The organism is Nocardia sp. NPDC049526 (genome assembly GCF_044465765.1).
In the GTDB taxonomy this organism is placed as follows: domain Bacteria; phylum Actinomycetota; class Actinomycetes; order Mycobacteriales; family Mycobacteriaceae; genus Nocardia.
On the sequence record NZ_JBITMA010000012.1, the window covers coordinates 1 to 25,036 of the forward strand.

At 66.1% G+C, this 25,036-nt stretch carries 26 protein-coding genes and 1 riboswitch; of the genes, 15 read left to right on the forward strand and 11 right to left on the reverse strand.

The genetic code is table 11. The annotated features are described in order from the left end of the window. Nucleotides 1-193: 193 nt before the first annotated feature. The 3 genes from ACIBW7_RS31900 to ACIBW7_RS31910 are packed head-to-tail and all read left to right on the forward strand — an operon-like array spanning nucleotide 194 to nucleotide 2,445. A complete protein-coding gene (locus ACIBW7_RS31900; RefSeq protein WP_397052835.1) occupies nucleotides 194-961 on the forward strand; it encodes an alpha/beta fold hydrolase in 768 nt (255 codons plus the stop codon). A 9-nt stretch (nucleotides 962-970) separates the two neighbouring features. Further along, nucleotides 971-1,537, forward strand: coding sequence for a YdeI family protein (locus ACIBW7_RS31905; RefSeq protein ID WP_397052837.1), 567 nt, complete (start codon nucleotides 971-973; stop codon nucleotides 1,535-1,537). Beyond that, nucleotides 1,537-2,445: a sucrase ferredoxin gene (locus tag ACIBW7_RS31910; protein ID WP_397052839.1), complete on the forward strand. Its 909-nt coding sequence runs from the start codon at nucleotides 1,537-1,539 to the stop codon at nucleotides 2,443-2,445. Before ACIBW7_RS31905 ends, ACIBW7_RS31910 begins: the two co-directional genes overlap by 1 nt. Nucleotides 2,446-2,616: 171 nt before the next feature. Here the strand turns inward: ACIBW7_RS31910 and ACIBW7_RS31915 are convergent, their stop codons facing one another. Then, the gene (locus ACIBW7_RS31915; RefSeq protein ID WP_397052842.1) at nucleotides 2,617-3,600 is read right to left on the reverse strand and encodes an SDR family NAD(P)-dependent oxidoreductase; all 984 of its coding nucleotides are present in this window, start codon (nucleotides 3,598-3,600) and stop codon (nucleotides 2,617-2,619) included. A 265-nt stretch (nucleotides 3,601-3,865) separates the two neighbouring features. On the opposite strand from ACIBW7_RS31915, the gene ACIBW7_RS31920 reads away from it, so the two are divergent. Continuing rightward, nucleotides 3,866-4,321 (forward strand): hypothetical protein, encoded by a 456-nt coding sequence (locus ACIBW7_RS31920; RefSeq protein ID WP_397052844.1) that lies wholly within the window; start codon nucleotides 3,866-3,868, stop codon nucleotides 4,319-4,321. 68 nt (nucleotides 4,322-4,389) lie between these two features. Beyond that, nucleotides 4,390-7,788, forward strand: a complete 3,399-nt coding sequence (locus ACIBW7_RS31925) for an error-prone DNA polymerase (RefSeq protein WP_397052846.1) — start codon at nucleotides 4,390-4,392, stop codon at nucleotides 7,786-7,788. Nucleotides 7,789-7,791: 3 nt separating this feature from the next. Here the strand turns inward: ACIBW7_RS31925 and ACIBW7_RS31930 are convergent, their stop codons facing one another. Continuing rightward, nucleotides 7,792-8,190: a nuclear transport factor 2 family protein gene (locus ACIBW7_RS31930; protein ID WP_397052848.1), complete on the reverse strand. Its 399-nt coding sequence runs from the start codon at nucleotides 8,188-8,190 to the stop codon at nucleotides 7,792-7,794. A gap of 110 nt (nucleotides 8,191-8,300) precedes the next feature. Here ACIBW7_RS31930 and ACIBW7_RS31935 point away from each other — a divergent pair, with 110 nt between their 5' ends. Genes ACIBW7_RS31935 through ACIBW7_RS31945 form a run of 3 tightly spaced genes read left to right on the forward strand, consistent with a single transcriptional unit; the run spans nucleotide 8,301 to nucleotide 10,297 of the window. Continuing rightward, nucleotides 8,301-8,939: a TetR/AcrR family transcriptional regulator gene (locus ACIBW7_RS31935; RefSeq protein ID WP_397052850.1), complete on the forward strand. Its 639-nt coding sequence runs from the start codon at nucleotides 8,301-8,303 to the stop codon at nucleotides 8,937-8,939. 31 nt (nucleotides 8,940-8,970) lie between these two features. Continuing rightward, nucleotides 8,971-10,110 carry a DUF4349 domain-containing protein gene (locus ACIBW7_RS31940; RefSeq protein WP_397052852.1) on the forward strand — a complete coding sequence of 380 codons (1,140 nt, stop codon included), beginning with the start codon at nucleotides 8,971-8,973 and terminating at the stop codon, nucleotides 10,108-10,110. Further along, nucleotides 10,067-10,297, forward strand: coding sequence for a DUF167 domain-containing protein (locus ACIBW7_RS31945; protein ID WP_364507818.1), 231 nt, complete (start codon nucleotides 10,067-10,069; stop codon nucleotides 10,295-10,297). The genes ACIBW7_RS31940 and ACIBW7_RS31945 overlap by 44 nt, the downstream gene beginning before the upstream one ends. 139 nt (nucleotides 10,298-10,436) lie before the next feature. On the opposite strand, the gene ACIBW7_RS31950 is transcribed toward ACIBW7_RS31945, so the two are convergent. Both ACIBW7_RS31950 and ACIBW7_RS31955 read right to left on the reverse strand, forming a co-directional pair. After that, nucleotides 10,437-10,901 carry a tRNA (cytidine(34)-2'-O)-methyltransferase gene (locus ACIBW7_RS31950; RefSeq protein ID WP_397052854.1) on the reverse strand — a complete coding sequence of 155 codons (465 nt, stop codon included), beginning with the start codon at nucleotides 10,899-10,901 and terminating at the stop codon, nucleotides 10,437-10,439. Nucleotides 10,902-10,927: 26 nt separating this feature from the next. Continuing rightward, nucleotides 10,928-11,515: a TetR/AcrR family transcriptional regulator gene (locus ACIBW7_RS31955; protein WP_397052856.1), complete on the reverse strand. Its 588-nt coding sequence runs from the start codon at nucleotides 11,513-11,515 to the stop codon at nucleotides 10,928-10,930. Between the two features lie 112 nt (nucleotides 11,516-11,627). Between ACIBW7_RS31955 and ACIBW7_RS31960 the strand changes: the two genes are divergently transcribed. Next, the gene (locus tag ACIBW7_RS31960; protein WP_397052858.1) at nucleotides 11,628-12,536 is read left to right on the forward strand and encodes an SDR family oxidoreductase; all 909 of its coding nucleotides are present in this window, start codon (nucleotides 11,628-11,630) and stop codon (nucleotides 12,534-12,536) included. On the opposite strand, the gene ACIBW7_RS31965 is transcribed toward ACIBW7_RS31960, so the two are convergent. Further along, a complete protein-coding gene (locus tag ACIBW7_RS31965) occupies nucleotides 12,523-13,074 on the reverse strand; it encodes a carboxymuconolactone decarboxylase family protein (RefSeq protein ID WP_397052860.1) in 552 nt (183 codons plus the stop codon). The genes ACIBW7_RS31960 and ACIBW7_RS31965 overlap by 14 nt on opposite strands. Nucleotides 13,075-13,358: 284 nt before the next feature. Between ACIBW7_RS31965 and ACIBW7_RS31970 the strand changes: the two genes are divergently transcribed. Continuing rightward, entirely contained in the window at nucleotides 13,359-13,604 is a 246-nt protein-coding gene (locus tag ACIBW7_RS31970) for a DUF3017 domain-containing protein (protein ID WP_084508289.1), read from the forward strand. A 20-nt stretch (nucleotides 13,605-13,624) separates the two neighbouring features. Here ACIBW7_RS31970 and ACIBW7_RS31975 read toward each other — a convergent pair whose 3' ends face one another. Then, nucleotides 13,625-14,188 (reverse strand): hypothetical protein, encoded by a 564-nt coding sequence (locus ACIBW7_RS31975; RefSeq protein ID WP_397052862.1) that lies wholly within the window; start codon nucleotides 14,186-14,188, stop codon nucleotides 13,625-13,627. A 250-nt stretch (nucleotides 14,189-14,438) separates the two neighbouring features. After that, nucleotides 14,439-15,089 (reverse strand): nitroreductase family protein, encoded by a 651-nt coding sequence (locus tag ACIBW7_RS31980; RefSeq protein WP_397052864.1) that lies wholly within the window; start codon nucleotides 15,087-15,089, stop codon nucleotides 14,439-14,441. A gap of 69 nt (nucleotides 15,090-15,158) precedes the next feature. Here ACIBW7_RS31980 and ACIBW7_RS31985 point away from each other — a divergent pair, with 69 nt between their 5' ends. Next, nucleotides 15,159-15,533, forward strand: coding sequence for a helix-turn-helix domain-containing protein (locus ACIBW7_RS31985; RefSeq protein WP_051181591.1), 375 nt, complete (start codon nucleotides 15,159-15,161; stop codon nucleotides 15,531-15,533). Here ACIBW7_RS31985 and ACIBW7_RS31990 read toward each other — a convergent pair. Next, nucleotides 15,530-16,477, reverse strand: coding sequence for an oxygenase MpaB family protein (locus tag ACIBW7_RS31990; protein ID WP_397052867.1), 948 nt, complete (start codon nucleotides 16,475-16,477; stop codon nucleotides 15,530-15,532). The two genes, ACIBW7_RS31985 and ACIBW7_RS31990, sit on opposite strands and share 4 nt — an antisense overlap. 136 nt (nucleotides 16,478-16,613) lie before the next feature. On the opposite strand from ACIBW7_RS31990, the gene ACIBW7_RS31995 reads away from it, so the two are divergent. Next, nucleotides 16,614-17,303, forward strand: a complete 690-nt coding sequence (locus ACIBW7_RS31995; RefSeq protein WP_397052869.1) for a TetR/AcrR family transcriptional regulator — start codon at nucleotides 16,614-16,616, stop codon at nucleotides 17,301-17,303. Between the two features lie 159 nt (nucleotides 17,304-17,462). On the opposite strand, the gene ACIBW7_RS32000 is transcribed toward ACIBW7_RS31995, so the two are convergent. Both ACIBW7_RS32000 and ACIBW7_RS32005 read right to left on the reverse strand, forming a co-directional pair. Continuing rightward, nucleotides 17,463-18,575 (reverse strand): homoserine O-acetyltransferase, encoded by a 1,113-nt coding sequence (locus ACIBW7_RS32000; protein ID WP_397053219.1) that lies wholly within the window; start codon nucleotides 18,573-18,575, stop codon nucleotides 17,463-17,465. 359 nt (nucleotides 18,576-18,934) lie between these two features. Beyond that, nucleotides 18,935-19,045, reverse strand: a riboswitch (SAM riboswitch). Between the two features lie 43 nt (nucleotides 19,046-19,088). Beyond that, on the reverse strand, nucleotides 19,089-19,832 hold the full coding sequence (locus tag ACIBW7_RS32005) for a TetR/AcrR family transcriptional regulator (RefSeq protein WP_397052871.1): 744 nt from the start codon (nucleotides 19,830-19,832) through the stop codon (nucleotides 19,089-19,091). Nucleotides 19,833-19,964: 132 nt separating this feature from the next. On the opposite strand from ACIBW7_RS32005, the gene ACIBW7_RS32010 reads away from it, so the two are divergent. The 3 genes from ACIBW7_RS32010 to ACIBW7_RS32020 all read left to right on the forward strand — a co-directional run bounded on the left by ACIBW7_RS32010 (nucleotide 19,965) and on the right by ACIBW7_RS32020 (nucleotide 24,545). Then, nucleotides 19,965-21,458, forward strand: coding sequence for an MFS transporter (locus ACIBW7_RS32010; protein ID WP_397052873.1), 1,494 nt, complete (start codon nucleotides 19,965-19,967; stop codon nucleotides 21,456-21,458). A gap of 289 nt (nucleotides 21,459-21,747) precedes the next feature. Continuing rightward, nucleotides 21,748-22,965, forward strand: a complete 1,218-nt coding sequence (locus ACIBW7_RS32015; RefSeq protein WP_387293878.1) for an NADP-dependent isocitrate dehydrogenase — start codon at nucleotides 21,748-21,750, stop codon at nucleotides 22,963-22,965. 440 nt (nucleotides 22,966-23,405) lie between these two features. After that, nucleotides 23,406-24,545, forward strand: a complete 1,140-nt coding sequence (locus ACIBW7_RS32020) for an MFS transporter (protein WP_397053221.1) — start codon at nucleotides 23,406-23,408, stop codon at nucleotides 24,543-24,545. On the opposite strand, the gene ACIBW7_RS32025 is transcribed toward ACIBW7_RS32020, so the two are convergent. Further along, complete coding sequence (locus ACIBW7_RS32025) at nucleotides 24,542-24,955, reverse strand: nitroreductase family deazaflavin-dependent oxidoreductase (RefSeq protein ID WP_397052876.1); 414 nt, start codon at nucleotides 24,953-24,955, stop codon at nucleotides 24,542-24,544. The genes ACIBW7_RS32020 and ACIBW7_RS32025 overlap by 4 nt on opposite strands. Nucleotides 24,956-25,036: the final 81 nt, after the last annotated feature.

Genomic DNA, 25,036 nt, shown 5'->3' on the forward strand with positions numbered 1-25,036 from the left:
GTCTGTCCACTCTCTCCCCACCCGCCCCCCACCGGAGCGTTTATTCAGGGCGACCGTTCGCGGCCCGTCTCGCGTCCGAGCCGTCGAAGCGCATGCGACGAAGTCGCGAGTCTCGACGGCTCGGACGCGAGACACCCGGGGGCCGCGAACACGCCGCGCCCGCGCGGCCAAAGATACAGTACTCTCGGAAATCGTGGATCTTGCGGTGACCAGGGCGGTGCTCGGCGGCGTGCGGATCGCCTATCGGGATTCCGTGGTGGGCGATGGCGTGCCGGTGGTGCTGGTGCACGGCATGGGCGGGGACGGGCACACCTGGGATCGGTTCGCACACACCTTGATGCGGGCCGGGCGCCGGGTCATTATTCCCGATCTGCGCGGGCACGGGCGCAGCGCGCACACCGAGTCCTATTTGTTCGCCGAATTCGGCGTGGACGTGCTGAATCTCTGTGATCGCCTCGAGCTGGATTCGGTGGATCTGGTCGGACATTCGCTGGGCGGCTACGCGGTTTCCTGTGTCGCGCAGGAACGACCCGAGCTGGTGCGGCGACTGGTCATCGAGGAGTGCCCGATGCCGCTGCGTTCCGGCGATGAAGAGGTGAAGCTGACCCGTCGCTTCCCGACCATTCCGGAACTCTGGCACGCCACCACCAGCCTGATCCGGCATCCGCGCGCGGTGCTCGCCTTCGATCGTTCGATGACGCGCACCGCGCTCGAACAGTTCCGCAAGCCGAATCCGGAGTGGTGGGATCGGCTCTCCGACATCACCGCGCCGACTCTGGTGCTGCGCGGTGGTCCCGGCGGCATGGTCGATCCGGAGAAGCTGGCGATTCTGCGCGACACCGTCCCGGACTGCGCGGTGACCGCCTTCACCTGCGGGCACAGCATTCACCGCGACCGCTACCGCGAATTCGAGGCAGCCGCGCTGCCGTTCCTCGCGACGCTCTCACCCGCGGCTATCTAGAGTGAAGCGGTGCCCGCGAAAGACCGTCCGGTTCTGTTCTTCCCCGACGAGCAGTCGTTCCGCGACTGGCTCCTGACCAACCATGCCTCGGTGGACGGGGTCTGGCTGCGCTTCGCCAAAAAGGGCTCCGGACGTGTTTCGCTGAACCATGCCGGTGCGCTGCGGCAGGCACTGTGCTTCGGCTGGATCGATGGGCAGGCGCGCGGTGAGGATGCGGAGTTCTGGCAGGTCGGCTTCACCCCGCGGCGCAAGCGCAGCCCATGGTCACTGCGCAATGTCGGCTTGGTCGCCGAGCTGATCGAGCAGGGGCTGATGCATCCGGCAGGCCAAGCCGAGATCGATCGGGCCAAGGCCGACGGCCGCTGGGACGTGGCGTACGGCGCGGATTCGGTGCCCGCGGAGTTTCTTGCGGCACTCTCGCGAAATCCCGAGGCCGAGGCCTTCTTCCAGACTCTCGGCAACCAACAGCGCGCCGCCGTCGGCTATTTGCTCGCCGACGCCGTGAAGCCCGAGACCCGGGCCCGGCGCATCGAGAAGTTCGTGCAGAAGTTCGCCGACGGGCAGACGTTGGGCTGATGACCGGATTCGAAGGGATGCTCTGCTCGGCGGCGGCCGCGGTCGATGTGCCCTTGCCCGGCACGGCAACTCGGGTGACGGGGTGGTTGTGCGTTGAGCAGCCGGGCGCGTGGGGTCGGGATGTGATCGGTGATGAGGTGCTCGGTCAGGAGATCACCGCCGAGCTCGCCGCTCGCACCTCCGCCGCGAAGGTTCGTCCGACGCTGATCCGGCGGCCGGGCCGCAACGAATTCACCGGTGTCCGAACAGTTTTGATCGCTAGCTCGCGTCCGCAGGACATCTGGTGCGAACGCTTCGAGATCACCGACCTGAAGCAGTTGCTCGACCTGGACTTGAACCTGCTGAACGGTGCACCGCCGGGAATCGGTGCACCCGTGCGCGATCCGCTGATCCTGGTGTGCGCGCACGGAAAGCGCGATCAGTGCTGCGCGCTGTTCGGCCGTCCGATCGCCGCGAATCTGGCCGCCGACTATCCGGACCGGGTCTGGGAGTGCTCACACACCGGCGGCCATCGCTTCGCGCCCGCCATGGTGTTGCTGCCCTCCGGACTGACCTACGGCCGCGTCGACACCGCAGCCGCCATCGCGGCGGTCGAAGCCGCGGGGCGCGGTGCGGTTTCGTTGGATGGGCTGCGAGGTCGCAGCGGTCATCATCCCGTCGAGCAGGTCGCGGAAATCGCAGTTCGCGAACAGGTTTCGGCGCGCCTCGACGATCTCACCGCCCACATCGAAAATGATTCCGCCACAACCGATTCCGTCTGGTCGGTGGTAACCCATCGCGATGGCCGCCGCTGGCGTGTGACCACTCGCACCGTCGAATTCCCACCACGCCAAGCCAGTTGCGGTGCCGCGCCGAAACCTGTCACCGCCGTTGTGGTCGATCAGATCCAGCCGTTGACCACGGGCTGACCGACGATGGCCGGGCCTGAACACCTTTCGATCCGGACTTGCGGTGCGGGCCGGCCCCGGCCTCGTCCTCGGCTGAGAACGACGAACGGGAAATGGTTGCGGCAAATCCACCGCAGCCATATCCCGCTCGCGGCGACCTTTATCGCCCCCTGCGGGATGAAGGTCGCGGGCTTACCAGTGGGTGCCCGGCACCCAGCGGGCGGCGCGGCGCAGTGCGGTGCCGCTGACTCGCCGGGCCGTCGACTGATGACGCGGTTCGCGCTGCGGCACAGGGGATTCCGCTGATTCCTCGGTATCTGCCTGCTCGCCCTTGGCGGCGGGGGAGTCGGGGAGGGCCCGGTAGTAACGGTGCAGGATGCGGTCGCGCAGCTTCGGGGTGAGCAGTGCGCCGTATTCGGCGAAGGTGCCGAGCGGGACATCGATGCGCTTGGGCCGCTCGCTCAGCGCGCGCACGATGGTGGCGGCCGCCCATTCGGGGGACTCCGACGGGCCCTGATCGCCGCTCGGGGTGATCATCGGGGTGCGCACCAGCGGCATGTGGATGGTGGTGAAGGTGACGCCGTCGGCCATGGTTTCGACCGCCGCGACCTCGGCGAACTTATCCAGCGCCGCCTTGCTCGCGAGGTAGGCGGCGAAGCGCGGCGTGGCCACCTGTACACCCGCACTGCTGATATTGACGATGTGGCCGAACTTGCGCTCGCGCATCTGCGGCAGCAGCGCCAGCGTCAACCGCACGGCGCCGAAGTAGTTGACCGCCATGGTGCGTTCGAAATCGTGCAGCCGGTCGGTGGAGCGATGGATGGCCCGACGGATCGAGCGGCCCGCATTGTTCACCAGCATATCGATGTGGCCGTGCTCGTCCAGGATGGTCTTGACGGCGTGGTCGACGGAGTCGGAATCGGTTACGTCGCACTGATATCCGTAGGCGCTGCCGCCCTCGGCCCGGATCTCTTCGACCACCGCCGTGAGTTCGTCGGCGCGCCGGGCGAGCAGGAACACGATGGCGCCCTTATCCGCGACGGCCAGCGCGGCGGCCCGGCCGATGCCGGAGGACGCGCCGGTAATGAGCACGTGCCGCCCCGTCAGGTCGCGGTTGCGGCGATTGCGCCGGATCTGCCCGCGCGGGTCGGCGTCGTCAGCGAAAGCTCGGGTCATCGCTGCTCCTTTGCAGGTCGAGTTGGCATGAACTTACTCTGAAGTAAGTTTACCTGCCAAGTGCGCTCTGTTCGATTGGCGGCATTCGCGGGCCCTCCGCGGTTACACAAGCTGATCGTTTCGGGCGACCTGCAAGCAGTCGCTACGGCTACGCCTCCGGGCCCTTCGCTCACGCCGCCGTGTCACGTCGAGCGTTCGAATCGAGCCACGCCGAGGTGTTCGAACCGGCCTCGAATCTATCGAACATATGTGCGATACTCTGCGCATGGCGGACGATCGGATGGCGGAAATCTTTGCCGCGGTGCGGCTCTCCGGCAGTGATCCGGAGGCGGCGCGGCGGATGCTGGCGGAACTGTGGGACGAGCTCGGCGACGGTGGAGATCCGTTGCAGCGCTGTGTGATTGCGCATCATCTCGCCGATCTGCAGGGCACGGCCGAAGGTGCGCTGCACTGGGATCAACGCGCGCTGGCCGCGGTGTTCGGCCCCGGCGTTCCGCTCGATGAGGGGCTACGCGGATTCCTGCCCTCGCTCTACCTCAATCTCGCCGACAGTCACCGCCGCGTCGGCGACTTCGATGTGGCCTATATGCAGCTGACCATCGCTCGCGGCCACCTCGATGTCCTCGCCAACGACGCCTATGGCGCAGTGATCCGCACCAGTCTGGACAAGGTCGAGGCCGCGCTGGGCGAGAAGTCGACGGATCCGCTCCCGGTCGCCTGATTCGGCGGGTATCCGCACCTCCTTCATGATTCGAATGTATGTTCGACTATGTGAGGAGGTGATGTGTCATGGGTTGGAGCAACGGCCCGCCGACCTGGGCGGAGTTGGAGCGGGTGCTGTCCGGTCGGCCGGGGCCGACGAATCCGGACGCGATGTATCCGGGCGACGGCGGCGACAGTCCGGCGTGGTCGCGCAAGCGCGGGGATTATCGGCCCGAACCGGTCGAACCGCCCGGTGTTGTTTCGAGCGACCTGCAAGCAGTCGCTAGCGGCGGGCCGGTGGTGCCGTATGCGGAGTTGCACGCGCATTCGGCCTACAGCTTCCTCGACGGTGCGAGTCAGCCGGAGGAGTTGGTGGAGGAGGCGGTGCGGCTCGGGTTGGAGGCGATCGCGCTCACCGATCACGACGGCTTCTACGGAACCGTGCGCTTCTTCGAGGCGGCCAGGGAATGGGGTATCCCGACGGTCTACGGGGCCGAATTGTCGCTGGGCACCGCGGAAGAAGCACCGCGCCTCGGGAATTCGCTCGGCCATGTCGGCGCACCCGATTCGGCGCCGCGTACCGGCTCACCGGACCCGGCCGGACCGCATCTGCTGGTGCTCGCGCGTGGTCAAGAGGGCTATCGCCGACTCTCCAGTGAGATCGCCGCCGCCCACATGGCCGCGGGGGAGAAGGGCATCCTCCGCTACGACTTGGACGCGCTCACCGCGGCGGCGGGCGGGCACTGGCACATTCTGACCGGATGCCGCAAAGGCCATGTGCGCCAAGCCCTCGACCGCGACCTGCAGGCGGGAGACACTCGTCTCGAGCGAGCCGAGGCCGCCCTGCGCGACCTGATGGAGCGCTTCGGCGCCGACCGGGTGAGCGTGGAACTCACCCATCACGGCATTCCGGAGGACGACGAACGCAACACCCACCTCATCGCCCTGGCCGATCGTCTCGGTCTGCCCGTGGTGGCCACCACCGGAGCGCATTTCGCCGCACCCGCTCAGCGCCGCCGCGCCATGGCGCTCGCGGCGATCCGGGCGCGCCGGAGCCTGGACGATATCGCGGGCTGGTTGGCGCCGACCGGTGGCGCACACCTGCGCTCCGGTGCGGAGATGGCGCAGTTGTTCGCCGCCTGTCCGGAGGCGGTGGCGAATGCGGTGACGCTCGCCCGCGAATGCGCCTTCGATCTGAAATTGATCGCGCCGAGCCTGCCGCCGTTCGACGTGCCCGACGGCCACGACGAGGCGTCCTGGCTGCGTGAACTCACCCTTGCGGGTGCGGCTCGGCGTTACGGTCCGCCGTCGGGAAATCCCGAGGCGTATCGGCAGATCGAGCACGAACTCGCGATCATCGACGAGATGAAGTTTCCCGGTTACTTCCTGGTGGTGCACGATATCGTCAGCTTCTGCAAGGAAAACGACATCCTCTGCCAGGGCCGGGGTTCGGCGGCCAATTCGGCCGTCTGCTACGCGATCGGCATCACCAATGTCGACCCGGTCGCCGCCGAGCTGCTGTTCGAACGCTTCCTCGCACCGGAGCGCGACGGCCCGCCCGATATCGACATCGATATCGAATCCGATCGCCGCGAGGAGGCGATCCAGCACGTCTACGCCAAATACGGTCGCGAATACGCCGCTCAGGTGGCGAATGTGATCACCTATCGCGGTAAGTCGGCGGTTCGCGATGCCGCACGCGCACTGGGCTTTTCACCTGGACAGCAGGATGCCTGGAGTAAACAGGTGAGCCGCTGGACCGGGGTCGGCGCCGAAACCGGCACCGATATTCCCGCGGAAGTGCTGGAGCTGGCCACCGAAATCGAGGGTCTGCCAAGACATCTCGGCATTCATTCCGGCGGCATGGTGATCTGTGACCGGCCCATCGCCGATGTCTGCCCGGTCGAATGGGCGCGCATGCCCGGCCGCAGCGTACTGCAGTGGGATAAAGACGATTGCGCCGCGATAGATCTGGTGAAGTTCGACCTGCTCGGTCTCGGCATGCTCTCCGCACTGCACTACATGATCGATATGGTGCGCGAGCACAAGGGCGAAACCGTCGAACTGCACAAGCTGGACCTGAAGGAAACCGCTGTCTACGAGATGCTCTCGCGCGCCGATTCGGTGGGGGTGTTCCAGGTGGAGTCGCGGGCGCAGATGGCCACGCTGCCCCGGCTGAAGCCGCGGGAATTCTACGACCTGGTGGTGGAGGTGGCGCTGATCCGACCCGGTCCGATCCAGGGTGGTTCGGTGCATCCCTACATCCGTCGCCGCAACGAGGACGAGGAAGTGACCTACGACCATGACGCGCTGAAGAATTCGCTGAAACGCACCCTCGGCGTGCCACTGTTCCAGGAACAGCTCATGCAGATGGCCATCGACGTCGCCGGTTTCACCGCCGCCGAGGCCGATCAGTTGCGCCGCGCCATGGGTTCCAAACGCTCACCCGAACGCATGGAGCGTCTCAAGGACAGGCTGTATCAAGGCATGCGTGATCTGCACGGCATTACCGGCGAAGTCGCCGACCGCATCTATGAGAAACTGTATGCCTTCGCGAATTTCGGCTTCCCGGAGAGCCATTCGCAGAGCTTCGCCTCGATCGTGTTCTACTCGGCCTGGTTCAAACTGCACTATCCGGCGGCCTTCTGCGCCGGATTGCTGCGTGCCCAGCCGATGGGGTTCTACTCCCCGCAGTCACTGGTTGCCGACGCCCGCAGGCACGGCGTCCGGGTGCACGGACCTGATATCAATGCCAGCCGCGCCGAACCCACCGTCGAAAACCATGGTGAGGAAGTGCGACTCGGCCTTGCGACCGTCCGTCACATCGGCGCCGACCTCGCCGAACACATTGTCGCCGCCCGCTCATCCGGCCCGTACACATCCTTCCTCGACCTGACCGGTCGCGTGGAACTCACCGTCGCCCAAGCCGAATCCCTCGCCACCGCAGGCGCTTTGGGTTGTCTCGGCATCACCCGACGCGAGGCGCTGTGGGCGGCGGGCGCCGCGGCGGGCGAACGTCGCGACCGACTTCCCGGCACCGGCGCCGCCACCACCGCCCCCGCCCTGCCCGGCATGAGCGAACTCGAACTGGCCGCCGCCGACGTCTGGGCCACCGGTATTTCCCCGGGCAGCTATCCCACCGAATTCCTACGCCCGCAACTGGATGCGCTCGGCGTCATCCCCGCCGCCGGCTTGCTCGACGTGCCCGACGGCTCTCGCGTTCTGGTCGGCGGCGCCGTCACGCATCGACAACGCCCCGCCACCGCCGCCGGTGTCACCTTCCTCAACCTGGAAGACGAAACCGGCATGGTGAACGTCGTCTGCTCGGTGGGCCTGTGGACCCGCTATCGCCGCCTGGCCCAGAGCGCACCCGCCCTGCTCATCCGCGGCCGGGTCCAGAATGCCGAGGGCGCGGTCAGTGTCGTCGCCGAATATCTGCAGCGCATGGACCTGCGCGTCGATTCGAAATCCCGCGACTTCCGTTGAGGTTCAGAACATTCCGTTCGCATTGGCGGCCTGCTCCGGAACCGGCTGGATGACATCCCAGTGTTCGACCAGCCTTCCGTCGGCGAGGCGGAAGATATCCATGATCGCCAGCCCGCGGTCGCCAGGTTCGCGCACGCCGTGCACATGGGCTACCACGTAATCACCCTCTGCCACAACACGTTTCACTTCGACACGGAGTTTCGGCGCGCCCTCCTTCAGGCCGGTGAGGCGTGCGAGTAGTCCGTCGAAATCATCGGCGATCTCCGGATTGTGCTGGATGTAGCGCGCGCCGAAGAACTCGGCGGTGGCCTCGAAATCCTTGGCATTGAACGCGGCTTCGTAGAACGCGAGGACGGTCTGCTTATTCGATTCGAGCTTCGGATCGACGAAATTGCTGGTCATGAGCATTTCTCTGATCTCTTCGTGCGATCTGCAAGCAGTCGCGAGGGCGATAACTGAACAGCTGTAGCGCTACAACTGTAGCGCTACGTGTGTCCGGCTACAATCCCTTGATGACCTCGGATGCGACGACCCGGCGCGGTCGCAATCCACGCGGCCACGGCGGCCGACTGCGTGCGGAGATCGTCGACGCCGCGATCCGGCTGCTGGATGAACTCGGCGATGATCAGGCGCTGTCCATGCGCGCGGTCGCGCGCGAAATCGGTAGTGCCGCAACGTCGGTCTACCTGCATTTCGCCGATCGAGACGCACTGGTGTCGGCCGCGCTGGAGCACTATCACGGCGATCTGGTGCGCGCGATCGATGACGCGGAGGCCGCCGTCGACGATCCAGTCGACAAACTGCGCGCTCGCATCCGCGTCCTCGGCGACTGGGCCTATCGACATCCGGGCATGTACAAGGTGCTGCACGAGAGCACCCTCAACCAGCGCGTGGCCATGCCGTTCAAGCGGGAGCTGACCGAACGCACCGCCGCCGCGATCCGGCGCTGCATGGATGCCGGTCTCGTACCCGTCGACGACCCGGTCTCGGTCATGCTCGACCTGCGCGCGGCGGTGCACGGCGCGGTGTCGATGCGACTCAACGAACCCGGCCAGACCTGGCCGCCGCTCGCCGATCAGATCGAACGATTTCTCGTGAAACTGGTCGGTGTCCCTTCGGCATTCGGGAATGGCCCGCGTCGAGCTTCGTGACCGAATTCGCCGCAGCGGCTAACCTGCGTCCATGCGGAAGCTTGCTGTCCTGGTGATCGGCCTGCTGGGTTTGACGTTGCTGGTCGGCTGTGGTGATGACAACGACGACAATGCCGGTCCGGGCCGGTCGAGCATGGCGACCGTCGCGCCGATGGCGCCGCCACCGAGTCTGCGCGAGGGCTCCCCGGCGAAGGGGGATACCGGCGGGACCACCGTCGAGGCCCGCAAGGAGGTCATCACCGGCAGCGTCGACATAACCGCGAATGATCCGATCAAGGCGGCCGGCCAGGTGACCGATCAGGTGCGCGAGGTCGGCGGCCGGGTCGACAGCCGCACCGAACAGCCGGGCACCGATGACACCGATCCGCAGGCCACGCTCACCGTGCGGGTACCCGCGGATAAGACGGACAAGTTCATCGACGGCCTCGGCGGGGTCGGCCGGGTCACCCGGATGAGTACCAACCGCGACGACGTCACCATGCAGTGGGAGGACCTCGACGCCAGGATCAAGGCGCTGCAGGCCTCGGTCGACCGGTTGCGCGCGCTCATCTCCGGTGCGACCAATACCGCGGATCTCATTGCCGCCGAACAGGCGCTGTCGAGTCGGCAGGGTGAGCTCGACAGCCTCACCGCGCAGAAGCGGCACCTCGACGATCAGGTCGCGCTGTCCACGCTCACCATCGACATCACCACCGAGGACAAGGATTCCGATGAGGGGCCGACCAATTTCTGGGACGGCATCGTCTCCGGCTGGCATTCACTGGTCGATTGGCTGAAAGACGCGGTGGTGTTCACCGGCAAGGCGATTCCATGGCTCGGATTCGTCGTGGTGATCGGCGCGGTGGTGTGGGGTGTCGTGCGAGTGGTGCGGGGTCGGAAGCATTCGTCGGGATCGGGAGAATCCGAGCAGGGCAAGGCCGCTGCGGTCGGTGCGCCGACCGGGGCGAGCGCGACGGCAGCAGAAGCTGCCGGTGCTGACGCAGGTGCAGGATCGGGTGCGGGGACCCGGACCGGTGCAGTTGCAGGTGCCGAGACCGGCACGGGTGCTGGAACCGGTGCAGGCGCGGGAACTGAGACCGGGAAAGGCGCTGGTACCGCGAAAGGCGCTGGGACGACGGGAGATACAGGTGCCGACGGTCGTGAGGGCGACGATCAAACCGAACAGTCGTAAGGGTCCACTCGTCGAAACCCTCGATGACGGCACCCTGCAGCTGTACGTCCGCGCCCCCGCCGTGGAGGGCAAGGCCAACAAGGCCGCCATCGAACTGCTCGCCGACCACTACGGCGTCCCCAAATCCGCCGTCCGCCTCGCCGCAGGCGCGACCTCCCGCTTCAAACGCTTCGAAGTAGACCTCTGAAACCCCGCACAAGAGGTCTCCAAGTCGAGCTGCGACCCCTTGTGTCAGCCGCACACCCTCTACAGCGAGCGTGCGGCCGGCAAAAGGGGGTGCGTGGGCTGAAGGAGGATGTGCCCGTGGCGATTTCGCTGGACCACGGTCACACGGCGCCGGGAAATCCGAACTGGCGCCAGGCCTCGTAGACGGTGACGGCGGCGGCGTTGGAGAGGTTCATCGAGCGGCGGCCGGGCAGCATCGGAATGCGCAGTCGATCGGTGATGTGCGGATCGTCGAGTACCTCCGGCGGCAGCCCCGTCGGTTCGGTGCCGAACAGCAGCACATCACCCTCGCGGTACGCCACATCGGTATACCGCGTGCTCGCTTGGGTCGTGAATGCGAACACGCGCTCGGGCCGCACCGATTCCCACGCCGCCGCGAGGCTCTTGTGCACCGTCACCGAGGCCAGGTCGTGGTAGTCCAATCCGGCTCGCCGTAACTTCGCCTCCGAAAGGTCGAACCCCAACGGCTCGACCAGATGCAGCTCACAGCCGGTCCCCGCGACAAGTCGAATCGCATTGCCGGTATTTCCGGGAATCGCGGGCTCGTGAAACATCAAACGGAACACCCGTGCAGTCAACCAGGTCGCTCCAGCTAGCCCGGAATGACATCGGGCAGGTGTTGCGCGCCAGTCACATGTTTCAGTTCGTTGACGGATTCTCGGATGAGTTGCGACAGCGTGCGCTCGCCGTCGACCCAGCTCTCGAAGGCGATCTTGAATACGGCGATCCCGGCCTCGGCGGCCAGGCTCGCGGCCGGATCGCTCACGCCGCGCCCGCGTAGCGCCTCGGCCAGCGCGGCGGCGAGTGTGGCGAGCTTGACCAACTCGCGCTCCTGAAGTTCGGCATTGGCCGCGATGACGGCTTGCCGCTGCCAGGCGAACTCGCGGCGCTGTTCGAATACGGTTTCGGCGACCTCGGTGAGCGCCGTGGCGATCGCCTCGATCGGCGGCATGGCAGCGGGCGCGTCGTGTACCCCGCGCACGAGGGCCTCTTGGAGCGCGCTCGCCCCGGCGAACAGGACCTCGCGCTTATCGGCGAAATGCCGGAAGAACGTTCGCTCGGTAAGCCCCGCACGCTTGGTGATCTCGGCGACGGTCGTGCTCTCGAACCCGTTCTCGCGATACAGCTCCAGAGCCGATTTTGCGAGGCGACCGCGCGCATCAGGCTCCCATCGACTCATGTGCAGGATCCTATCTGATGACAGCGACTGTCATCGCGTGTACGTTTGATGACAGTCACTGACATCACTGCCTTCGTGCCGGCGAGGGCCTCGAGAGACTTGGAGTACCTCCGTGCGGATTTTCATTACCGGAGCATCGGGACATATCGGCTCCGCGGTCATCCCGGAACTTCTCGCCGCCGGGCACGCGGTAGTCGGCCTGGCTCGCTCGAATGAAGCTGCCGCCGCGGTGGCACAAGCCGGTGCCGACGTGCACCGTGGAGATCTCGACGATCTCGACAACCTGCGCGCAGCCGCCGCCGCGGCTGACGGCGTCATCCATTTGGCCTTCAAACATGAAGCCATGCAGACCGGCGACTACGCCGGAGCGATCGCGGCCGACCTGCGTGCCATCGAGACGATTGGCGATGCGCTCGCGGGCACCGGTAAACCCTTCGTGAGCACATCGGGCACGCTCCTGCTCGCATTCGCCGGGCTGACCCGGGTGGGCACCGAAACCGACACGCTCGATGCGGGGCCGCGGGTCGACGCCGAGAATGCGGTGGTCGCGCTCGCGGACCGCGGTGTTCGATCGTCCGTCGTCCGGCTCCCGCCGACCGTGCACAGTTCACTCGACCGCTACGGTTTCGTTCCGACCTTGATCGCCACCGCCCGTGACAAGGGCGTCGCCGCCTACGTCGGCGACGGGAACAACCGCTGGCCCGCCGGACACACACTCGATGCCGCGCACCTGTATCGCTCGGCGCTGGAAACCGCCCCCGCTGGGGCGCGGTTACATGCCGTCGACGACGAAGGCGTGCCCTTCCGCGAGATCGCCGAAGCGATCGGCCGCCATCTGGATCTACCGGTGATCAGCCTTCCACCGGAGGAGGCGGACGCTCACTTCGGTTACCTCGGTTCCGTTGTCGCGCTGGATAATCCGACCTCGAGCGCGCGGACCCGGGAACTTCTGACCTGGAAGCCGACACACCCCGGCCTCATCGAGGATCTCGACCAGGGCCACTACTTCAACGATCGTTAGCGGCCCGCTCCGGGATGGCGCATGCCATGCCCTCCGCCATCCCGGTCGGGCGCACACCCAGGCCCTGGTTGTGACGGGCGCGCTGGTTCTCCCAGGCGATGCTGGCCGTCAGTTCGGCGAACTGCCCTTTGGACAGGTGCGTCAGCAATGCGGTGCGCAGGTCCGCGAGGTCGATGGCCGGGGTGGCGGTCATCGCCTCGGCGAAGGAGATGACGAGTTTTTCCAGGTCGCTGTAGGCGTCGCTGGTGCGATAGCGCGGCAGGTCGCGCAGTTGTTGTTCGGTGAGTCCGCTGGAGTGCGCCAGCGCCGAGCCGATATCCAGGCAGAATTCGCAATTCACGAGTCCGGCCGTCTTCAGTTCGGCCAGTTCCTTGAGCTTCGGATCCAGTCTGTTGCTGAACAGCAGCGCTGTTTCGTATCCGATCGTGCCGAAAAGGATCTGCGGTCGGCGGGCGAGCCAGCCGAACAGGTCGGATCGGTTCCGCTTCGCCTGCCGAACCGCTTGCAGGTAGTGCCGAATCCGGGTGAGCGCTCGCATTGTCCGTACCCCCTTGTGCCGGATGAATCTTTCTCTCGAAACTACGCCGCGTAGTAGTTGGAGGCAATGCCTGATCGGGTGTGCCGCCGTGCGGCGAAATCTGTTGCGGAGCAGTAGCCCTGCCTCGAAGCTCGCCGTGTGAGTACTCGGCCGCGTCGCACTGGTGTGAGTCGCCGCATGTCGTCTGCAAGAATCAGAGCGTGACCGACGTTGACTCGTCTGCCGCTGAACGGCAGTCCGACCGGACCAGCCCGGGTGCGCAGTTCCTGCGCTGTCACCTGCCCATGCTGGTCGTGACGGCGGTCATTCTGCTCGCGGTCGTCTTCGTGGCCTGGGATCGCTGGCGCCGCGGCGCGCTGTTCTTCGGCGGTGCGGCCCTGCTCGCGGCCACCTTCCGGCTCTGCCTGCCGACCGCCCGGGTCGGACTGCTCGCCGTGCGCAGCAAGCCGTTCGATGTCGCCGCACTCAGCCTGCTCGGCACCGCCATCGTCTTCATCGCCGCCACGATCAATACGCTCGGCGTCGGCTGAGACCGCAGCGATTTCCGCCCCTAGTTGTGGCAGGTGTCCCGGTCGTTGTAGAGCATGATCTGGGTGACCTTGGCATCGGCGGGCATATTCCGGTAGATGCCGAGGAAGCCGTAGTGCGCCGGTTGATCGGGGACTGCAGCGGAACTCCAGTTATAGCCGATATCCAGCGTGGGATAAGCAGCGCGCACTTCGTCAACGGTGGAGCCGACGGCGATGCCTTCGGGTGTGCGGACCGGAAGTTTGCCGGGCATGATCGCCACTATTTCGCCCTTGTTGGTGAAGCCCTGCCAACCGGCTCGTGCGGTATACCGTACGCAGCCCGGCGGATCGCTGGTGTCGTCGAAGGCCGCGATTTCACCGGTGGCCTCGGCCTCGCTCCGGCTCATCCCGAGCCGCAGTTTGCCGAAGCCGAGCGGGCCGAGGACGGTCGGCGCCGATGGCAGGGTGGTCGTCGACGCCGCGGCCCGGGTGGTCTCGGTCGGCTCGTCCGAGCACGCTGTGATGCCGGTGATGGCCGCGCCGAGCAACGCGAATGTCAGTACGGCACGATGAATACGCATGGTCTTACCCCCGATGTCGTCCATGAACCGGAATGCCCGCCGAGCTGAGACGGTGCGATGTCGGCCCAGTCTGCACATCGGCGACTCCCCGAGTCAAGGCGACATCCATCGGCCGACGTACACCTTATGCGTCACCACTTCGGACTCGGTGTCGGCTGAGGCACAACAACTTTCGTCGGCGGCTACCGATTGCGGCGGCTTCCGTCGAGCGCGGTGAAACAGCGGCTTCCGTGAGCTTGCGGAGCCACCATTTCACCAGCGCCGAAGTGCGATGTCAGCTCCGGTTCGACGGGTATCGCTCGGTGAATACAGTGTGTTCGCGTGGGCGGCGACCCGGATGCGGTGCGGTGGTGTCGCTGTAACCGATCGCGACCATGACCGCGATGGCAAGGTCGGGGCGGTCCTCGATGCCGATGGCCTTCTTGACCAGGTCCGGATCCCAGCCGTTCATCGGGGCCGACGACAGGCCGAGGCTGGTGGCGGCGAGCATGACATAGGTCGCGGCGATCATCGCATTCTTCACGGCGTTCTCGCGGGTGAGTCCGCGCTGTCGCAGCGAGTGGAATTCGCTGCGCGAGTGGAACATTGCGGTGAACTCCGCATTCCACGCGCCGTTGCGAACGGCCAGTTCGGCGATATCGGCATTCTCGGTCTGCCATGCCGCCGTTTCGGCGACGAAGACCAGCACTACCGGTGCCTCCAGCGGTTGCGGCTGGCCGAAGGCGGCGTTCGACAGGTCGCGGCGGCCGGACGCGCTGGTCACCATCACGATCGACCGATCCTGCATATTCCACGCAGTGGGTGCCTCGACGGCCAGATCCAGCAGTTCGTCGAGCAGTTCGCGGGGTACCGGATCCGGGCGGTAGTGGCGGGTGGTGCGGCGGGCGCGGATCGCGGCGGGAACCGAAAGTGTCTGTGCGTTCATAATTCTTACTATCGGAGAGTGACAAACTATTAGGAAGACAGCACTTAATAGTGCGCTACACTCCGAAAGGTGCGTACGGTGATCGAGGCCAGCGGGCTGCCTGCAGATGTCTACTCGGCGAAGTGTCCCACCCGGCAGGTGCTCGACCATGTCGCTGGTAAATGGACCGTGCTCATCGTGGACGCGCTCGCCGAGGGCACCATGCGCTACACCGATCTGCACCGACGCATCGAGGGCATCTCACAGAAAATGCTCACGCAAACCCTGCGTCAGCTGGAAACCGACGGATTCGTCACGCGCACAGTGCATCCCACCGTGCCGCCGCGCGTCGACTACGACCTCACCGACCTCGGCCACAGCCTGCGCACCCCGATCGCGGCGCTGCGCGACTGGATCGAGGTCAATATCAACCGCATCGAAGCCGCGCGTCGCGCCGCGCGCTAGCCGACCTCGGCTATCGCGCGCCGACCGCGCCCGCCGTACAACCGTCGCGCCTCGCTCGGCGTAATCGTCTCCGGTCGCGCAGGCGGCTCGCCCTTCAGATGCTGCTCCAGAATCTGGCCCGCCATCGGTGCGATGAACGGCGCGGCGGCGATCAGGCCGAACGAGTTGAATGCGGCGCTGCCCCACACGATGGTCTTGGCGGCCGGTCGGACCAGCAGATCGACGATCCCCCAGCGATCGAAGCGGCCGAGCTTGCGCATCCATTTCGGCAGTGTGGCAACCGAAGCCAGGGACAGTAGCCGACTGCCGAGGGCATAACTGATGCCCGCGCCATTGCGTGGCGAGGTCCACAGCAGGTGGTGCATGCCCTCCTCGGCACGCTCGGAGGTGCACAGGCTCGGGCGGACCTTCGCGAAGTACGCGCGCACCTCCTCGCGGGAGCGTGGCACATCCTCAGGTTTGCAGGTCTGCAGTTCGGCGGCGATCGCGCACTCGTGCCAGTAGCGTGCCTCTTCCTCCGGGCTGAGCGGACCGGGGCCGAACACCTCGTACGCCTTGAGCACTGAATGCCAGCCGGTGATGTGGATCCACAGCTGGGTTTCCGGACTGTTCGCGCTGTAGCGCCGGCCGCTGATCGGTTCGATGCCGGTCATCGGCGCGTGCACCTGCATCAGATGCTCCGAGGCTTGGACGGCCGTGCGGCCGTCGGCGATCGCGACGAGCAGGAAGTAGGCGAAGGTGTGGTCCAGCCGGCTGCGCGGGTCGGTGTAGATGCCCTGCGAATCGGCGACGGCCGCGGTCAGGAACGGGTCGAAGTGTTCGAGGACCACCGCGCGCTGGAAGCCGATCACGGCGGTCGGCGCGGTCCAGATCTTCCAGCTGGGCGAATCCGGGCCGAAGAACCCGTAATCATCCCGGCGAAGACTGGTCGGATCGAAGGACATCTGCTGCTCCTTTGCCTGCTCGCCCTCCTGGATCGGCAAATGCAACGCAACCGTAGCAATTGCCGCCAAGCAATACAACGGTCCCGTAGCATTTGTTCCGGGATGGATTCCATAGCCGGAGGCCGATGCTGACAGGATGGACGCGAATGGAGGTGAATCGACAGTGACGGAATCGCGCACCGCGCCGGACCGGCCGCGCCGGCGATACGCGCCACGCCTACCTCCCGAGGAGCGTCGCGTCCAACTGCTCGACGCCGCCTACGCCGTGCTGAGCCGGGTGGAGTTGCACCAGCTGAGTATGGAGGCGGTCGCGCAGGAGGCGGGCGTCGGGAAACCGGTGCTGTACACCGTGTTCAAGACCCGCGCGGAACTCGTTGCGGCACTGCTGGAACGCGAACGCGAACGCGGCATCGAGCAGGTCGCCGCGACCCTGCCCACCGATCTGCTCGGTGCCGATCCGGTGACTGCGGCCTCGGCCGCGGTCGAAGCGTTCGTCGATGTCGCACTGGAGAATCCGACGCGCTGGCGCCTGATCCTCGCCACTCCCGGCAGCGCCCCCGACGAATACCGTGCGGCACTCGCCGATTCCCGCACCGGGGTCTTCACCCAAGCCGAATCCCTGGTCAGCATGGGCATCGCACTCGATCCGCGTTGGGCGGGAATGGATTCCGCACTACTTACCAATGCGGTCCTGAGCGTCGCCGAAATGCTCGGCAGACTCGCGGTCAGCGCGCCGGACGAGTATCCGCGCGAGCGATTGGAAGGCTTCGTCCACTCCATCGTCCAACTGCTCGTCGGCGCCCCCGCCGCACAGTCGACCGAATGACGGCCCCTCAGGAATCACGGCCCTCGCTGTTGCCGAACGACTCGAGGTGAAGAAAAGTGGCGGCCCTGGACCACCGAAATTTCAGCACCGTCCGAGCCTGTCATTCGGTTCCGCTTCGGCTGCTGCCTGATTGGCGGTGGCGTTGGGGGCGGGGAACTTTCAGTCGGCGCGACCGACTCGCGCCAACCGCATTGTCTCGGTCAGCAGCTTGGATACCGCCGCGGCTTCGGTGAGGAAGCCGTCGTGGCCGTCGCGGGAGTGCACGATCTCCAGGCCCTCACAGCCCGGCAGTCCGTCGGCCAGTTCCTGTTGAGTCCGCAACGGGTACAAGCGATCCGAGTCGACGCCGCCGACCACGCACGGTACCGGGGTGGCGGCGAGTGCGGCCGCGATACCGCCGCGCCCGCGGCCGATATCGTGTCGGTTCATCGCCTCGGTCAGCAGGACGTAGGTGGCGGGATCGAAACGGCTGCAAAGCTTTTCGGCCTGGTGGTCCAGATAGCTCTGCACCGCGTAGCGGCCGCCGTTGCGTGGATCCTCGTCGCCCTGCGCATTGTTCTCGAAGCGGTGATCGAGTTCGCCCTCGGTGCGGTAGGTCAGGTGCGCGATGCGGCGGGCGATGCCCATGCCGGTCGTCGGGGTGCGGTCGGTGTCGTGGTAGTCGCCGCCCTGCCAGTCGGGATCGGCCTTGATGGCGGCGATTTGCGTTGTCTGCGTGCCGATCTGGTCGGCGGTGGCGCGTGCGCCGACGGCGAGCACCAGTGCGGATGCGACCCGCTCCGGCGCGCCGACCATCCACTCCAGCACCCGCATGCCACCCATCGAACCGCCGACGACGGCGGCCAGGCGTTCGATGCCGAGCAGATCGAGCAGTGCCGCTTCCGCGGTCACCTGATCCCGGATCGAGATCTCCGGAAACCTTGCACCCCAAGGCTTTCCGTCGGGTGCCAGCGTCGAGGGGCCGGTGCTGCCCTTGCAGCCGCCGAGCACATTCGTCGCGATGACGCACCATTCGTCGGTATCCACCGGTGCGCCCGGCCCGACCAGGCCGTCCCACCAGCCGGGCAGCGGATGGATGTCGTCGGGCACCCCGACGACATGCGAATCGCCGGTCAGCGCGTGCTCGACGAGCACCACATTGTCCAGTGCGGGGGAGAGCTCACCCCAGCGCTGCACGGCCAGATGAACGTCCGGGATGACCGCGCCGGTCTCCAGTCGCACATCCCCGATGGCAATGATGCCGAGCCTCCCGTCCGGCGGTGGCAGGGCCACCGCGGACGAACGCGCGGTACTGGTGGGGTCGGTCACGGTCACGACTCCGCCTCGCTAGCGCTCGGCTCCGTCGCGACCGAGGGTGTTGTGTTGATGGTTCGCTCGCTGCGCTCGCTCACGACGTCGCCGCCGTGAAACCGACCCGCCGCGCACAGTGCGTCGCCGATACCGGGGGTATCACGAGGGAACGCACATCCCCGATGTTAGCTACCCGGCTGAACCGGGCCGCGGTCCGGTAGACCGGGAGTGCGGCCGCGGACGCGATGGGGTCACTCATGTCGTGCTCCAAAGGGTTGTTCGCCGGCAGGTCTTATCGAGGTGCGGGTAACGGACAACAACTCATCGGAAATACCTCCTGAAGTGCGCGCTTGCCCTCGACCATCGAGAGCCCGGTCATCACCCGGAGCACCCCACCGCTGCTGGAGGGTTGCCGTCCAGCAAGCCGGGGCTTCGCGCTGGCACTCATGACCTGACGGACATGGTAACCGGCGCGCGGTCGGCGACTGAAATCCGTTACCGGGTTTCCGCCGGTTCGGTCGCAGGCTGCCCGGTGCACACGCGCATGAACTCGTCGAACGACGTGGTGAATCCGGTGCGGGCCTCCGCGGCGGCCGCGGAGGTGTCCTCCTCGTCGAAGATCGAGTTCTGGCACTCCATGCTGAGGTGGCCGATCAGCTGCCAGGCGCCGACGACCAGTCGTACCGGTAGCGCGTCGGGCTGGGTGCCGAGTCGCTCGGCGATCACGTCGGCGATCGCGGCGTTCTTATCGTCGGCCAGTTCCATGCTCTGCGCACTGACCGTCGGACTGCTGCGCAGAATCCGCTGCATCTGCTGGAAGCGCCGGAACGACAGCGGTCCCTCGACATTCACCGCGGCTTGGTCGACGACCAGCAGGAAGGCCTCGCGCAGCGATTGCAGCTCATTGCCGGTGACCGGGAGTCCGCGCAGGCACTCGGCGATCGCGAGTCCGAAGTCCTTGACCGGCCCGAGGACGATGGCCTCTTTGCTGTCGAAATACCGATTGATCGTGCGCGGGGAAACATCCGCGCGGTCCGCGATCTGTTCGACCGTCGTCGCTTCGAATCCCTGTGCGTCGCACAGGTCGAGCGCCACCTCGATGATGCGCAACCGGGTCTGCTGCTTCTTGCGCTCGCGCAACCCGAGACCGCCGGGCGCGCTGGGCCCTGGGTTCGCTGGGGCGCGCACAGCGTCCTCGGCTGTGGCGCTCGCGCCGATCGGCGTCGATGACTCGAGCATGGCCTCATGTTAGCGCAATCGGGACGGTTTGTGTCTTTAACAGCCAAATGTCGTATTGCGACATTTTTCTCTTGACGACAAATGTCTGCCAATGACAGGATGGCTGCACGAACTTCGGACTAGGAGACCAAGGTGAGCGAGACTGCGACAGCGGTAGAAGTTCTGGAGAAACAAACGAGTTCGGCGCGCTGGTGGGCCCTGGGGGTGATCGCATTGGCCCAGCTCATGGTGGTTCTCGACGCCACCATCGTGACCATCTCGCTGCCCTTCGCCCAGCAGGATCTCGACATCAGCGACGGCAATCGGCAGTGGATGCTCACCGCCTACACGCTGATCTTCGGCGGTCTGCTGCTGCTCGGCGGACGGCTGGCCGACTACCTCGGGCGGCGTCGGATCTTCATCGTCGGCCTGGTCGGCTTCGCCGGTGCGTCCGCGGTGGCTGGTCTGGCGCAAAACGGTGCGGAACTGTTCGCCGGACGGGCACTGCAGGGTGCGTTCGCGGCGCTGCTCGCGCCCGCGGCACTGTCACTGCTCTCGGTGACCTTCACCGAGGCCAAGGAGCGTGCGACCGCGTTCGGCGTCTTCGCCGGTATCTCCGCGGGTGGTGCGGCACTCGGTCTGATCGCGGGTGGCGCGCTGACCGAATACGCCTCCTGGCGCTGGTGCCTGCTGGTGAACACCCCGATCGCGCTGCTCGCGCTGCTCGGCGCGCTGGCCTTCGTGGTGAAGGATGTGCCGACGCCGCGCACCGGCGGCTATGACGTACCCGGCGCGGTCACCGTGACGCTGGGTCTGATCGCCATCGTGTACGGATTCAGCCGCGCCGCCGAGGACGGCTGGCTGGCCGGCAGCACCCTCGGGCTGCTCGTGATCGGGATCGCCCTGCTGATCGCCTTCGTCGCCATCGAGCGTCGCTCGTCGAATCCGCTGCTGCCGCTGCATATTCCGGGTGAGATCAACCGCGGTGGCGCCTTCCTGGCCGCGCTGCTGATCCCGATCGCGATGTTCGCGATGTTCCTGTTCCTGAGCTATTACTTCCAGATCACCCTCGGCTACTCGTCGCTGAAGGCCGGTTTCGCCTTCCTGCCGTTCCCGGCGGGCATCGCGATCTCCGCCGGTGTCACCAGCGCGCTGCTGCCGAAGCTGGGTCCGCGGCCGCTGATGGTGGCCGGGGCCGTGCTCGGTGTGCTCGGTCTGGTGTGGCTGGCGCAGCTGAGCTACGGCGACAGCTACGCGGCCGGCGTGCTGCCGGCGCAGGTGCTGATCGCGCTCGGTATGGGCCCGCTGTTCGTCGGGATGCAGACCGTCGCGCTGCATCAGGTCGAGGAGGCGGACTCGGGTGTGGCCAGTGCGCTGTTGAATGCGGCACAGCAGGTCGGCGGCGCGGTGGGCACCGCACTGCTCACCACCATCTCGGTGCAGACGGCCAAGACCTTCGCGCAGAACAATCCGACGGTGGACAACCTGATGGCCCGCGCTTCGATCCACAGCTACGACGTGGCGTTCTATGTCGGCGCCGGATTCTTCCTCGCGGCGATTCCGGTGATCGCGTTGATGATTCGGGACAAGCCGGAAAATCTGATCGAGGGATCCGAGGAAGAGGCGCGGATTCCGGTCGCGGTGTGATCCTGAAATAGCGATGTCCGGGTATCCGTTGGGGTGCCCGGACATCGCTATTTCGGCAGGGTGTCGGCACCGCCGACCTACTTGTCGGTAACAATTTCGGGCGGCTTCACATGGGGGGCTGCCCGCGCGGTGAGAACAAAGGCAGCAGTACGCTTGTCTTGTTTGCACCACTCGTCTCGCGGACAACGCGGGACATATACGTTGTCTGTTGGAACAGCTGGGGTCCGCTCACAAGCGTGTTCGCCTGGCCGTGCAATAAGGGCACCATCCTAGGAGGACACGAAGATCCATGTCCAAGATCAAGGTTGAAGGCACCGTCGTCGAACTCGACGGCGACGAGATGACCCGGATCATCTGGCAGTTCATCAAGGACAAGCTGATCCACCCGTATCTCGATGTGAACCTCGAGTATTACGACCTCGGCATCGAATATCGGGACAAGACAGACGACCAGGTCACGATCGACGCCGCGAATGCGATCAAGGAGCACGGTGTCGGCGTCAAGTGCGCCACGATCACCCCGGATGAGGCCCGGGTCGAGGAATTCGGCCTGAAGAAGATGTGGCGCTCGCCCAACGGCACCATCCGCAACATCCTCGGCGGAACCATCTTCCGCGCGCCGATCATCATCTCGAATGTGCCGCGTCTGGTCCCCGGCTGGACCAAGCCGATCATCATCGGCCGTCACGCGTTCGGCGACCAGTACCGCGCCACCGACTTCAAGGTATTCCAGGGCGGCACCGTCACCCTCACCTTCACCCCCGACGACGGCAGCGAGCCGATCGTGCACGAGGTCGTGAAGATGCCCGAGGACGGCGGCGTCGTGATGGGTATGTACAACTTCAAGAAGTCCATCGAGGACTTCGCGCGGGCCTCGTTCAACTACGGCCTGCAGCAGAACTACCCGGTCTACATGTCGACCAAGAACACCATCCTGAAGGCCTACGACGGCATGTTCAAGGACACCTTCCAGGAGGTGTTCGAGGCCGAGTTCAAGACCCAGTTCGACGCGGCGGGCCTCACCTATGAGCACCGCCTGATCGACGATATGGTCGCCTCCTCCATGAAGTGGGAGGGCGGCTACGTCTGGGCCTGCAAGAACTACGACGGCGACGTGCAGTCCGACACCGTGGCCCAGGGCTTCGGCTCGCTCGGCCTGATGACCTCGGTGCTGCTCACCCCGGACGGCCGGACCTGTGAGGCCGAGGCTGCGCACGGCACCGTCACCCGGCACTACCGCCAGCACCAGCAGGGCAAGCCGACCTCGACCAACCCGATCGCGTCGATCTTCGCCTGGACCCGCGGCCTCGAGCACCGCGGCAAGCTGGACAACACCCCCGAGGTGATCGGCTTCGCACAGACACTCGAGGATGTCGTCATCAAGACCGTCGAGGGCGGCCAGATGACCAAGGACCTGGCGCTGCTCGTCGGCGGCGATCAGGGCTACCTGACCACCGAGGAGTTCCTCGGTGCGCTCGACGCCAACCTGGCCCGCGCCCTGCGCTGAGCTCCCCGCCTTTTGCCGGTCGTGAGTGCCACTGAGGTGTCGTCGCGGTCCGGCGGAAAGCGCGGGGTTGGTTTGGGCGTATCCGGTGAGTTACCCATGTGCTCACGAAATCAGTTGTCGCTCGGACGATGTTGGTGATCAGCACCGGCGCGACATACGGGCACCCGCACCACTCGGTGGTACGGGTGCCCGCACTGTTTTCCGGATCCGTAGATTCCGGCAGCCGGCACGGGAATCGGGGCGTGTTGCCCCGAGAGTGCCGGGAACAGGCGGTATGTCTGTGTGGCTTCCGGTTTCTCGAAGTTGACGTGGGGGAACTCACGTGCGGCTGGGAAGCAGAAGGAGTCGCCCGGCGGTTACATGAATACGTGACCAGTTCCGTTGCCACGCAGACCCCAGCTCCCGCCGAGGCCGAGCGGACGGACTGGCATATTCCAGCGATGCTGGCGCTGGCCCTCGGAGGATTCGGAATCGGGACAACCGAATTCGTCACGATGGGTTTGCTGCCCGATATCGCGAGCGCCATGAACGTATCCGAGCCGACGGCAGGGCATGCGGTATCGGCCTATGCGCTCGGCGTCGTCGTCGGAGCTCCGCTGATCGCCGCACTTGCCGCGCGGGTGCCGCGCAAACGTCTGCTGGTTGCCCTGATGGTGGCATTCACCATCGGAAATGCCGCGACGGTTATCGCGCCCACATTCGAAACTCTGGTCATCGCGCGGTTCGTTTCGGGCCTGCCGCACGGCGCGTACTTCGGTGTCGCCTCGCTGGCCGCCGCAACTCTGGCCCCGGTTGGGCAGCGCGCAAAGGCGGTTGCCGCGGTTATGCTGGGACTGAGCGCCGCCAACGTTGTCGGCGTTCCCAGTGCGACCTGGCTGGGCCAGCATCTCGGCTGGCGCGATGCCTTCGTGGTGGTCGCGGTGATCGGTGTCGCCACCGTCGCGGCGCTGATCCGATTCGTTCCGGAACTGCGCGGTATCCGGATCACCAACCCGATGACCGAACTCGGCGCACTGCGTCGCCCGCAGGTGCTGCTGACCCTGCTGGTCGGCGCGATCGGCTTCGGCGGGATGTTCGCCGTCTACACCTACATCACCACCACGCTGACCGATGTTGCCGGTCTGCGGCTCGGCCTGGTGCCGTTCGTGCTCATGCTCTTCGGGCTCGGGATGGTCGCGGGCAATATCGTCGGCGGCATTCTGGCCGACCGCGGCGTCGACAGCGCGATCTACGTCGCGATGATCGCGATGGTCGTCATCCTGGCGGGATTCGTTGTCGCCGCGCACAATCCGTACACGGCGGCCATCGGGGCCTTCTTCATCGGCGCGTCGGGCGCGGCGCTCGCGCCCGGCCTGCAGACTCGGCTGATGGATGTCGCCGCCGACGCCCAGACTCTCGCCGCGGCGCTGAATCACGCGGCCCTCAATATCGCCAATGCGGCGGGCGCGTGGTTGGGCGGACTCGTCATCGCGGCGGGTCTCGGCTACACCGCACCCGCGACCGTCGGGGCTGGGCTGGCCGTGCTCGGCGTTCTGCTGTTCACGGTGACCGTCTGGATCGGTCGTCGCTCAACGGTTTAGGCGCTGGGTTCCAGCGCGACGACGGGAATAACCCGATCCGTCTTGGTCTCGTATTCGGCGAAGCCCGGCATGGCTTCCACCATCGCCGCATAGAGCCGATCGCGTTCCGGGCCTCCGGTGATCGGGGTGGCCGTCGCCTCGATGGTCTCGGTGCCGATCTCCAGCGTGACCTTCGGATTCGCCCGCAGGTTGTGATACCAGTCCGGGTTTTCGGGTGCGCCCGCCTTGGAGGCGATGATCACCAAACGGTCGCCGTCGCGGATATAGGCCGCCGGATTCGTGCGCGGCAGTCCGGTCTTCGCGCCGGTCGTGGTGAGCAGCAACAGATCCTTGCCCTCGAACGGGCCGCCGACCTTGCCTGCATTCGCACGGAACTCCGCGATGATGTTCTGGTTCCAATCGTTGGCCATCTGCACTCCTCGGATCGAGAGATCGGGTCGAGGTAATCGTCGCCGATGGGCGGCCTCGTCAGATCATCTTTTCGAGAATCC

Coding starts and splice junctions, on each gene's coding strand:
- ACIBW7_RS31995 (WP_397052869.1), top strand. CDS start 16,614: ATGGACGCGAATGGAGGTGAATCGACAGTGACGGAATCGCGCACCGCG.
- ACIBW7_RS31940 (WP_397052852.1), top strand. CDS start 8,971: ATGCGGAAGCTTGCTGTCCTGGTGATCGGCCTGCTGGGTTTGACGTTG.
- ACIBW7_RS31955 (WP_397052856.1), bottom strand. CDS start 11,515: ATGAGTCGATGGGAGCCTGATGCGCGCGGTCGCCTCGCAAAATCGGCT.
- ACIBW7_RS31975 (WP_397052862.1), bottom strand. CDS start 14,188: ATGGACGACATCGGGGGTAAGACCATGCGTATTCATCGTGCCGTACTG.
- ACIBW7_RS31980 (WP_397052864.1), bottom strand. CDS start 15,089: ATGAACGCACAGACACTTTCGGTTCCCGCCGCGATCCGCGCCCGCCGC.
- ACIBW7_RS32025 (WP_397052876.1), bottom strand. CDS start 24,955: ATGGCCAACGATTGGAACCAGAACATCATCGCGGAGTTCCGTGCGAAT.
- ACIBW7_RS31920 (WP_397052844.1), top strand. CDS start 3,866: ATGGCGGACGATCGGATGGCGGAAATCTTTGCCGCGGTGCGGCTCTCC.
- ACIBW7_RS32020 (WP_397053221.1), top strand. CDS start 23,406: ATGCTGGCGCTGGCCCTCGGAGGATTCGGAATCGGGACAACCGAATTC.
- ACIBW7_RS31970 (WP_084508289.1), top strand. CDS start 13,359: ATGCTGGTCGTGACGGCGGTCATTCTGCTCGCGGTCGTCTTCGTGGCC.
- ACIBW7_RS31965 (WP_397052860.1), bottom strand. CDS start 13,074: ATGCGAGCGCTCACCCGGATTCGGCACTACCTGCAAGCGGTTCGGCAG.
- ACIBW7_RS31935 (WP_397052850.1), top strand. CDS start 8,301: ATGACCTCGGATGCGACGACCCGGCGCGGTCGCAATCCACGCGGCCAC.
- ACIBW7_RS31915 (WP_397052842.1), bottom strand. CDS start 3,600: ATGACCCGAGCTTTCGCTGACGACGCCGACCCGCGCGGGCAGATCCGG.
- ACIBW7_RS32015 (WP_387293878.1), top strand. CDS start 21,748: ATGTCCAAGATCAAGGTTGAAGGCACCGTCGTCGAACTCGACGGCGAC.
- ACIBW7_RS31925 (WP_397052846.1), top strand. CDS start 4,390: ATGGGTTGGAGCAACGGCCCGCCGACCTGGGCGGAGTTGGAGCGGGTG.
- ACIBW7_RS31990 (WP_397052867.1), bottom strand. CDS start 16,477: ATGTCCTTCGATCCGACCAGTCTTCGCCGGGATGATTACGGGTTCTTC.
- ACIBW7_RS31930 (WP_397052848.1), bottom strand. CDS start 8,190: ATGACCAGCAATTTCGTCGATCCGAAGCTCGAATCGAATAAGCAGACC.
- ACIBW7_RS31910 (WP_397052839.1), top strand. CDS start 1,537: ATGACCGGATTCGAAGGGATGCTCTGCTCGGCGGCGGCCGCGGTCGAT.
- ACIBW7_RS32005 (WP_397052871.1), bottom strand. CDS start 19,832: ATGCTCGAGTCATCGACGCCGATCGGCGCGAGCGCCACAGCCGAGGAC.